The following is a 9,804-nucleotide window of genomic DNA, read 5'->3' on the forward strand; positions in this document are numbered from 1 at the left end:
CAAGGGCCCACTTCACCGTGACGCCGCCCTCCTGGGTGTACTTGAGCGCGTTGAGCACCAGGTTCTGCGCGATGCGGCGCAGTTTCAAGGCATCCCCCTCCACCGGCATCGTCCCCGGCCCCTGCAGGTGCAGGTACAGGCCGCGCTCGTTGGCCAGGGCCTGCAGTCCCTCGCACAGATGGGTGATCACCTGGGCTGCGTCAAAGGAGGTCAGCTGGCGATGCTCGCGCCCGGCGTGCAGCTTGGCCAGCTCCGTCACGTCATCCAGCAGATGTCGCAGCGACTGGACGTTGCGGTCCAGCATGCGCAGGAGTTTCTCGCGCGACTGCGCCGGCGCATGCTGCATGCCCAGGCCATGCGTCACATTGGCCACCACGCCGACGTTGCTGCGCAGGTCATGCGCAACCTGCTCCCACAGTTGCGAGCGCTGCAGGTCCAGCGCGCTCAGGTCATGCAGCGCCGCTTCCAGGTCCCGGACATGGCCCTCGGCCTCCTGCTGCTGCAGGCGGAAATACTGGGTGCTGCTGTCCTGAACGTCGCGGGTATAGGTGGCGGCCCAGGCCTTGCGCGCAACGGGCATGGCGACGTGCGCATCAGGGCGCCCCTGGGCATAGTCCTCCAGCTGCGCCACCATGACTTCGTTGAGCAGCCCCAGCTCGCGCACGACTTCATGCAGGTCATAGCCCTGCTGCCAGCGGTGCAGGCCGTGGGCGGCGGCCTGCTCGCCATCGCCCGGCGGCTCGGCGGTGTCTGCCGGTGCACCGCCCAGGGTCCGCAGTTGCTGCTCGAACGCGGCCAGCACGGCCGGGATGTGATCGTTCAGCTGGGTTCGGGGAAGCGCCTCACCAGCGGTCAGCGCCGGGTCCCGCCTGACGGCCTTGCGCCATGTCTGCAAGAGTCCTTCGCGCTGCGCCTCTAGGGCGTCTGCCAGTATGCAGAGTTCATTTCCTTGGCTTGTCATGGATCGGCATCCGGGCGGTCTGTAGATAGGGAAAAAATGCGCTGCGCCGATGATGGTAAGGCCAAAAACCCGGCCGATCAGGCACGGGCTGGCGTGCCTACAGGCCGGTGGGAAAGTGCACGCCCGCGCGCTGGGCCGCCTGCACGATGTGGGTGGCCATGGCCTGCTGGGCCAGTTCGGGATGGCCGCGGGACAGGGCATCGATGATGGCCGCATGCTCCTCGGTGGTCGCATGCCGTGCGCCCCGCTTGTAGAACGGCAGGCGCTGGCTTTCCTGCATGACCTCGCCGCTGCCGCGCAGCACGTCGGCGATGGCATGGTTGCCCGAGATGGTGGCGATCTGCAGGTGGAACTCGAAATCCAGTCGCGTGGCCTGCACGAAATCGGCCCGCTCTATGCTCTGCTGCATGGCCTGCAGATTGGCCTGCAGGGCCTGCACATCCTCAGGCTGCACCACCAGGGCCGCCAGGCGCGCCACAAAGCCCTCCAGCGCGTAGCGCAGCTGATAGACATCGGTGAGTGCATGCGAGTCGGCAAAGCGCCAGGCGTCTGCGGCCGCAGCCTCGGGCGCCTCGGTCACGTACATGCCCTTGCCAGGCCGGGCCACGACCAGGCCCAGCCCCTGCAGCGTGGACAGCGCCTCGCGCAGCGAGGTGCGGCTGATGCCCAACTGCTCCGACAGGTCGCGCTGCGAAGGCAGGAGCGAGCCCACCGGATACACGCCGCCCTCGATCCACTCGCGGATCACGCGGGCGGCATTGCCGGCAACGGCGGTGCTGGCAGGGTTGCCGGCGGGTGTGCTGATGGCGGTGCTGGGTTCCATGCGTTGGCGGATCTCTGGCCCGGGGGCGGTGCGCCGATCTTAGCGACTGCGCGCCTCGCCCGCCGGTTCACGCGCCCTGTCCGGCGCTACTTGTTGACCAGTTTGGCGGGCACGGTATAGGTCAGGAAGGCCCCGAACAGCAGCACGCCGGCCAGCACGAACATGGCCGCATTGGTGCTCTGCGTCGCATCCTTGATGAGGCCGATCATGTAGGGGCTGATGAAGCCGGCCAGGTTGGCGAAGGAGTTGATCAGCGCAATGCCGGCCGCCGCGCCTGCGCTGGACAGGATGGCCGTGGGCAGGCTCCAGAACAGCGGAGAGGTCGCCAGGCTGCCGCCCGCGGCCAGCGCCAGGGCGGCCAGCGACAGGTAGACGTTGCCGCTGAAGATGGCCGACAGCATCAGGCCCGCCGCGCCCACGCAGAACGGAACGATCAGGTGCCAGCGGCGCTCGCGCATGCGGTCCGAGCTGCGGCTGACCAGGTTCATGGACACCACGGCCACCGAAAACGGCACGGCCGTCAGCAGGCCGATCTGGAAGGCACCCTCCACGCCCGACTGGCGGATCAGGCTGGGCAGCCAGAACGTGAGCCCGTACTGGCCCATGACGGTGCAAAAGCAGATCATGGCCATCTTGATGATGCGCGGGTCGGAAAACAGTGCGCGCAGCGTGACGTGGCTGTCGCTCTTGCTGGCGTTCTCGCGGGCGATGTTGCGCTCCAGCAGGGTCTTTTCCGCCTCGGTCAGCCAGCGCGCTGCGCGGATGCTGTTGTCCAGGTACCAGAGCACGGCCAGGCCCAGGATCAGCGAGGGAATGGCCTCGATCAGGAACAGCCATTGCCAGCCGCGCAGCCCCGCCACGCCCTGCATCAGGTCCATGATGCCGCCCGACAGCGGTCCGCCCAGGATGCCCGAGACCGGGATCGCGCACATGAACAGCGCCACCATGCGGGCGCGCCGGTACGAGGGAAACCAGTAGGTCATGTACAGGATCATGCCGGGGTAGAAACCGGCCTCGGCCGCGCCCAGCAGGAAGCGCAGCACGTAAAACTGCGTGGGCGTGGTCACGAACATCATGGCCGCCGAGATCAGGCTCCACATGATCATGATCCGCGAGATGGTGGCCTTGGCGCCTATGCGGTGCATCAGCATGTTGCTGGGCACCTCGAAGAAGAAATAGCCGATGAAGAACAGCCCCGCGCCCAGGCCGTACATGGCCTCGCTGAACTGCAGGTCGGCCAGCATGTGCAGCTTGGCAAAGCCCACGTTCACCCGGTCCAGATAGGCCGCCACGTAGCAGGCCATGATGAAGGGCAGCAGGCGCCAGGCCACCTTGCGGTAGACGGCTGCCTCGGCCGGCGTTTCGCTGGACAGCGCCGGGGCCGCGCCGGCGGCCTCGGCGGATGCGGGAAGTGATGACATCAGGAAGTCCTTGGTTGAAGGGTTGCGATCAACTGGTATGACCGGTCTGAAAATACGGAGCGAATGTTGCCCTTCCCGCCGGCCAATGCACACTCGCATTTACCCGAACCACCACAAATGACGCGCAGGACACAGGCTGGCGTCACTCAGGTTTGACAAAATCCCCAGGCAACGGCAAACTGGTAATACCAGTATGAAAACAAGAGGCAATACTTCGTGAGTACCTTGTCAGAAGCCCGCCCCGCCCGCCTTCGCCTGCGCGCCCAACCGCTGACCGCCGAAGCCTTTGCCGAGTTTGGCGAGGTCATCGACAGTGCAGGCCACACGCCGCTGCTGATCAATGACGGCATGACCGAGCGCTACCATGCCCTGGCCCGCGTGGACACGGGCGGCAGCGAGGGCCATGCGCTGATCAACCTGTTCCACGCCCGCCCCTATGCGCTGCCCCTGCAGCTGACGAGCATGGAGCGCCATCCCCTGGGCAGCCAGGCCTTCATGCCGCTGGACGCCCAGCCCTTCATCGTGGTGGTTGCGCCCCTGGGCGAGCAGGTGGCGCCCGGCGACCTGCGCGCCTTCATCACCAACGGACGCCAGGGCGTGAACTACCGCCGCGGCGTCTGGCACCACTCGCTGATTGCCCTGAACGCGCCCGCGCGCTTCATCGTGGTGGACCGGGGAGGCCCTGGCGACAACTGCGACGTGGTACCCATCGGCGATGCCGAAGGCGTTGTGCTGGAGCTGGACAGCGCGCAGGACTGAATGGCCCTGCCCCAATGAACAAAGCCGCCCGAGGGCGGCTTTGTTCATTGGGCGACGGCGGCTCAGGCAGGCACCAGGAAGTCGCGGCTGATGCCCTGACCCAGGTCGTGCACGCGATCCAGGAACTGCGTGAGATAGGCGTGCAGGCCCGTGGCCAGGATTTCGTCGATGCGCGCATAGCGCAGGTCAGCCAGCAGGCGGCCCGCCTTGCGCTGGGTCTCGCGCGACTGGTCGTTGGCCACGCTTTCCAGGTTGGCCACCACTTCCAGCATGCTGGCCAGCAGCGAGCGCGGCATGTCGCTGCGCAGCATCAGCAGCTCGGCCACGCGCTCGGGCGTGATCACGTCGCGGTAGACCTTGCGGTAGACCTCGAAGGCCGAGACGCTGCGCAGCAGCGCGCTCCAGTGGTAGAAGTCGAAGGGCGTGGCCCCTTTGCCCGACGCTCCGTTGCGCGCGCTGCCATGGTAGTCGCGCTCGATGGCGTGGAATTTCACGTCCAGCAGGCGCGCCGTGTTGTCGGCGCGCTCGATGAAGGTGCCCAGGCGCAGGAAGTGGAAGGCCTCGTCCTGCAGCATGGTGCCCAGTGTCACGCCGCGCGACAGGTGCGAGCGGTGCTTGACCCATTCGAAGAACTGGCCCGGATCGCGCTCCCAGTCCCCCTCGGCCAGCAGGCGCTTGAGTTCCAGCCAGGTCTGGTTCTGGGTCTCCCAGGCCTCGGTGGTCAGCGCGCCGCGCACGGCACGCGCATTCTCCCGCGCAGCGCGCAGGCAGGAGGCGATGGACGAGGAGTTGCTCTCGTCGCGCACCATGAAGTGCAGCACGGCCTCTCGCTGCACCTCGCCGTGGCGGGAGGCATAGGCGGGGATCAGCTCGCTGATGGACAGCACGCCCTGCCAGGCCTTGCGCGCCGCCTGAGGCGCCTGGGGCAGCATGGAAGTGTCATAGGAGACGTTGAGCATGCGGGCAGTGTTCTCCGCACGCTCCGTGTAGCGGGACATCCAGTACAGATGATCGGCAGTACGGCTGAGCATTCAATGTCCTCCCTCGTTTGACTCACCGGCCCCGAGCACCCAGGTGTCCTTGGTGCCGCCGCCCTGTGATGAATTGACCACCAGCGAGCCTTCCTTGAGCGCCACGCGCGTGAGGCCGCCGGCCACCATGCGTACCTGATTGCCGCTGAGCACGAAGGGACGCAGGTCGATATGCCTTGGCGCGATGCCCTGCTCCACCAGGGTGGGGCAGGTGGACAGCGCCAGCGTGGGCTGCGCGATGTAGCCGCCGGGATTGGCAATGAGCGCGCGGCGGAAATCCTCTATCTCGCCGCGCGAGGCGGCAGGCCCGATCAGCATGCCGTAGCCACCGGCGCCGTGGACTTCCTTGACCACCAGCTCATCCAGGTGGTCGAGCACGTAGCGCAGGTCGTCGGGCTTGCGGCACAGCCAGGTCGGCACGTTCTGCAGAATGGGTTCCTCGCCCAGGTAGAAGCGGATCATCTCCGGCACATAGGGATAGACCGATTTGTCGTCGGCCACCCCCGTGCCCGCCGCATTGCAGATGCTGACGTTGCCCGCGCGGTAGGCGCGCATGAGGCCGGGGCAGCCCAGCGTGGAGGTGGGACGGAAGACTTCGGGGTCCAGAAAATCATCGTCCACGCGCCGGTAGATCACGTCCACGCGCTGCAGGCCGCGCGTGGTGCGCATGTAGACCACGTCCTTGTCCACCACCAGGTCCTGGCCCTCGACCAGCTCCACGCCCATCTGCTGGGCCAGGAAGGCGTGCTCGAAGTAGGCGCTGTTGTACATGCCGGGCGTGAGCACCACCACCGTGGGCTCGGGCGTGCCGGCCGGAGCGCTGGCGCGCAGCGTCTCCAGCAGCATGTCGGGATAGTGGGCCACGGGCTCCACGGGATGACGGGAGAACAGGTCGGGGAACAGCCGCATCATCATGCGGCGGTTCTCCAGCATGTAAGACACGCCCGAAGGCACGCGCAGGTTGTCCTCCAGCACGTAGTACACGCCCTCGCCCTGGGCATTGGCGGCACGCACGATGTCGATGCCGGCGATGTGGGCGTAGATGCCGCCCTGCACGGCAAGGCCCCGCATCTCGGGGCGGTACTGGCTGTTGTTCAGCACCAGCTCGCGCGGCAGCAGGCCCGCGCGCAGGATTTCCTGGTCGTGGTAGACGTCGTGCAGAAAGCGGTTGAGCGCCGTCACGCGCTGCACCAGGCCTGCCTGCATGCGCTCCCATTCATGGGACGGGATGACGCGCGGAATCAGGTCGAAGGGAATGAGGCGCTCGGTGCCGGCGCCACTTTCATCCTTGTCGCCGTAGACGGCGAACGTGATGCCTACGCGCCGGAAGATGATCTCGGCCTCGGCGCTGCGCGCTCGCAGCGTCTGTTCGGACTGGCGCGCAAGCCATTGCGCATAGTCCTTGTAGTGCAGGCGCACATCGCTGCCGTCGAACGGCGTCATCGTGTACATCTCGTCAAATGGATGCATTCGTCACCTCCTGTCGCTGCATGTGTACGAGGTAAAGCAAGCTGCGGGCCAGCCCTCGTATCGCACCAGTGTAGCGATAGGTAACCTCAATCCGGACAAGCGGTATCCAGCATATGCCGGCTGCGCGGCCATCGGCACCCGTCCTATCCGCCCTGCCTCTGCGTGATGTGCCTGACGTGCGTGACATGCATGTCCCAGTAACGGCGCGCCCGCTCCCGCTCGCAGACCAGCTGTGCGGGATCGGCAGAGCGCCAATGCGCTGCGCCGCAGCGGGCCGACTGCACCACACTGGAGCCGTTGGCCTCATAGCGCCGCACCACCTCGGGGACCGGATGTCCATAACGGCTGCGGTATCCCGCCTGAACCATGGCCCAGCGCGGTGCCAGGGCCTGCACCAGAGCAGTGCTCGATGAGGTGCGGCTGCCGTGGTGCGGCACCAGCAGCCACTGCACGGGCGTGAGGGCGCCGGCCTGCGCCAGCGCCCTTTCCTGTGCAGCCTCGATATCGCCGGCCAGCAAGGCCTGCACCCCGGATGCCGAACGCAGCAGCAGCACGCAGCTGCCCGCATTGGCGTGGGCCAGGGCCTGCGCGGCCGGCAGCGGTTCGCCCGCGGGTGGATGCAGCACCTGCATCTGCACGCCATCCCACTCCCACTGCTGGCCGGCCTCACATCGGCGCACGGCGCCCAGGCCGGCCAGAGCGGGGTCCAGGATCACGGAGTCCGATCCCCAGACCTCGGCCTGCGGCTGCGCGGCATGCACGGCCAAGGCGCCGCCCGTATGGTCGCCGTCGCGGTGGCTGAGCCACAGCGCATCCAGGCGCAGCCCCAGGGCCTGCAGCAGCGGCACCAGCACCCGTTCGCCGGCATTGCTGTCCATGCCGTACTGCGGACCCGTGTCATACAGCAGGGCGTGCCGGGCCGTGCGCAGCAGCACGGCATTGCCCTGGCCTATGTCCACGGCCATCAAATCGAACTCGCCATGCGCCGGTGCGGCCGGCGGCCACCACAGGGCCGGCAGGCACATGGCCAGGCCCCAGCAACGCCATCCGGCCGGCACCGGAGCCACCAGCGCCAGGCCTGCACCCAGCGCAGCCAGCCCCGCCCACAGCGGCGGCTGCGGCAGCTGCAACACGGCCCAGCCCCACCGGTCCAGCCACTGCAGCAGTTCCAGCAGCGGCGCCAACGCCAGCGCCGCGCCCGTCCAGAACGGGGGCCACAAGGCCCCCAGCAAGGCCAGTGGCGTGACCACGAAAGTCACCCAGGGAATCGCGGCCAGATTGGCCAGCAGCCCCGACAGCGACAGCTGGCCAAACAGCATCAGCCCCAGTGGCGCCAGCGCCAGAGTGATGCGCCACTGCTCACCCCACAACGCCAGGGCACGGGCGGGCAGCGACGGCCGCACCGCGCCCTGCATGCGTGCATCGGTCGCCAGCAGCACGCCCACGGCGACAAAACTCAGCCAGAAGCCCGCCTGCCACAGGGCCCAGGGATCGAGCACGACAACCACGGCCAGCGCCAGGCACCACACGGCGGGCCAGGGCCAGCGCAGCCCTGTGACGCGCAACGCGGCCACCGTTGCCAGCATGCACACCGTGCGCTGCGCCGGCAGACCCCAGCCGCTGAACAGGGCATAGCCGCCCGCCAGCAGCACGCCGGCCAGCAGCGCCGCCTGCGGTGCCGGGCACCACAGGCAGGCCCGGGCACTGCAACGCCACAGTCGCCCCACGACCAGCGCAGCCAGCCATGCGAACAGGGTGATATGCAGTCCGGAAATACTCATCAAATGGGCCACGCCGGTATGGCGGAACAGCGTCCAATCGTCACGCGCAATGGCCTGCTGATCGCCCATGGCCAGGGCGGCCACCACGCCCAGCATGCGCGGCGACTGCGCGGGGTCCATGCCTACGCGCTGCATGGCTTGCGCGAGTGCGGCTGCCCGGTTCACGATGGCCTCGCGCATCTGCTGGCGCCAGCGCTGCAGGGCGTAGGCGCCGGTGTCGGCCAGCAGGCTCGCCGCTGGCTGTTCGCGCACATAGCCCGTGGCCTGCACGCCCTGCTCCCACTGCCACAGCTCATAGTCGAAACCGTGGGGATTGCGCGCGCCATGCGGGCGCTTGAGCCGTACGGTCAGGGCCCAGCGCTGGCCCGGGCGCAGGACGGGCAGCGACGCTGCGGCGCCCTTGGACGCCCGGCCCCGGGCTGCGTACCAGGACAGCTCAATCAACCCGGGAAACGGAGCCAGGGCCTCTTCGCGGCCCGCGATCTGCGCCTGCTCCACGGCCATGCGCCAGCGCATGCCCTGGGCCATGTTCTGGGGCAGCGATGCCACGACGCCGACGATGCGCAGGTCACGCCCCTCCAACGGCGGAGACAGCGCCTGGCCCGCAAAGTCCTGGGCACGCCAGCCTGTCAACCCGCCCATCAGCAAGGCGGCGCAGACAGCGGCCCACAGGCCGTGCACAACACGGCAGCGCCGGCCTGCCCATGCCCGCCACGCCCTCCATGCCAGGCCTGCCAGCCCCATGCACGCCAAGAGCAGATATATCCACAGCGGCCACAGGCGCGGCTGCGTGACCTGCCAGGCCGCACCGGCCACGCAGCCGAGCAGCAGGGGCGTCCAGGAAGACGGCGAGAGAGTTTGGGCAGCTGCCGCAGGGTGCATCCACACATGCTAGGAGCGGATGCCGCGCAGCCACCATGCACCGCCTCGGATTCAGACAACAATCAGACTGACGGAAGCCCAGGCCCTGACATGCCAGGGTGCACGGGGGCTGTGTCACACTGTCCGCCACCCCGGCACTGGCGCCGGATTTTTCTTGTCTCGAAGGAATCAACGATGAGCGTTTACGAACAACTGAAGGCCCTGAACATCGAACTGCCGTCGCCTGCCATCCCGGCGGCAGCCTACGTGCCCTATGTGCAGACGGGCAATCTGGTGTTCCTGAGCGGCCATATCGCACGCAAGGACGGCAAGGTCTGGGCAGGCCAGCTGGGCCGTGATCTGCAGACTGACGACGGCCAGCAGGCCGCGCGCGCCATCGCCATCGACCTGATGGGCACGCTCCAGCACGCCGCCGGCGGCGACCTGGGCCGCGTGCGCCGCATCGTCAAGCTGATGTGCCTGGTCAACTCCACGGGCGACTACACCGAGCAGCACCTGGTGGCCAACGGCTGCAGCGAGCTGCTGGGCCAGGTCTTCGGCGATGCCGGCACGCATGCGCGCAGCGCCTTCGGCGTGGCCCAGATCCCGCTGGGCTCCTGCGTGGAAATCGAGCTGATCGCCGAACTGGCCTGATCGGCATGCCGCCGCACGGCGCCGCCGTGCTCGCAGGACGCGG

General features: G+C 67.9%; 8 protein-coding genes. 2 read left to right on the forward strand and 6 right to left on the reverse strand.

Going from position 1 to position 9,804, the window contains the following annotated elements; translation table 11 throughout:
- From L995_RS28470 to L995_RS28480, 3 genes are all read right to left on the reverse strand, one after another.
- A partial coding sequence (locus L995_RS28470; RefSeq protein WP_047474736.1) for a sensor histidine kinase occupies positions 1–961 on the reverse strand: 961 nt, incomplete at its 3' end.
- A 97-nt stretch (positions 962–1,058) separates the two neighbouring features.
- Positions 1,059–1,784, reverse strand: coding sequence for a FadR/GntR family transcriptional regulator (locus L995_RS28475; RefSeq protein ID WP_016447613.1), 726 nt, complete (start codon positions 1,782–1,784; stop codon positions 1,059–1,061).
- Between the two features lie 86 nt (positions 1,785–1,870).
- Positions 1,871–3,205, reverse strand: a complete 1,335-nt coding sequence (locus tag L995_RS28480) for an MFS transporter (protein WP_016447614.1) — start codon at positions 3,203–3,205, stop codon at positions 1,871–1,873.
- A 216-nt stretch (positions 3,206–3,421) separates the two neighbouring features.
- Here L995_RS28480 and L995_RS28485 point away from each other — a divergent pair, with 216 nt between their 5' ends.
- Positions 3,422–3,964 (forward strand): ureidoglycolate lyase, encoded by a 543-nt coding sequence (locus tag L995_RS28485; protein WP_052195882.1) that lies wholly within the window; start codon positions 3,422–3,424, stop codon positions 3,962–3,964.
- Positions 3,965–4,026: 62 nt separating this feature from the next.
- Here L995_RS28485 and L995_RS28490 read toward each other — a convergent pair whose 3' ends face one another.
- The 3 genes from L995_RS28490 to L995_RS28500 form a co-directional block, all read right to left on the reverse strand.
- Positions 4,027–4,995: an alpha-E domain-containing protein gene (locus L995_RS28490; protein WP_016447616.1), complete on the reverse strand. Its 969-nt coding sequence runs from the start codon at positions 4,993–4,995 to the stop codon at positions 4,027–4,029.
- Entirely contained in the window at positions 4,996–6,465 is a 1,470-nt protein-coding gene (locus L995_RS28495) for a circularly permuted type 2 ATP-grasp protein (RefSeq protein ID WP_016447617.1), read from the reverse strand.
- 143 nt (positions 6,466–6,608) lie between these two features.
- Positions 6,609–9,128: a DNA internalization-related competence protein ComEC/Rec2 gene (locus tag L995_RS28500; RefSeq protein WP_047474740.1), complete on the reverse strand. Its 2,520-nt coding sequence runs from the start codon at positions 9,126–9,128 to the stop codon at positions 6,609–6,611.
- Positions 9,129–9,302: 174 nt separating this feature from the next.
- Between L995_RS28500 and L995_RS28505 the strand changes: the two genes are divergently transcribed.
- Positions 9,303–9,761 carry a RidA family protein gene (locus L995_RS28505; protein ID WP_047474742.1) on the forward strand — a complete coding sequence of 153 codons (459 nt, stop codon included), beginning with the start codon at positions 9,303–9,305 and terminating at the stop codon, positions 9,759–9,761.
- The last annotated feature ends 43 nt before the right edge of the window (positions 9,762–9,804 follow it).

Origin of the sequence: Delftia sp. ZNC0008 (assembly GCF_000799035.1) — a bacterium.
In the GTDB taxonomy this organism is placed as follows: domain Bacteria; phylum Pseudomonadota; class Gammaproteobacteria; order Burkholderiales; family Burkholderiaceae_C; genus Comamonas; species Comamonas tsuruhatensis.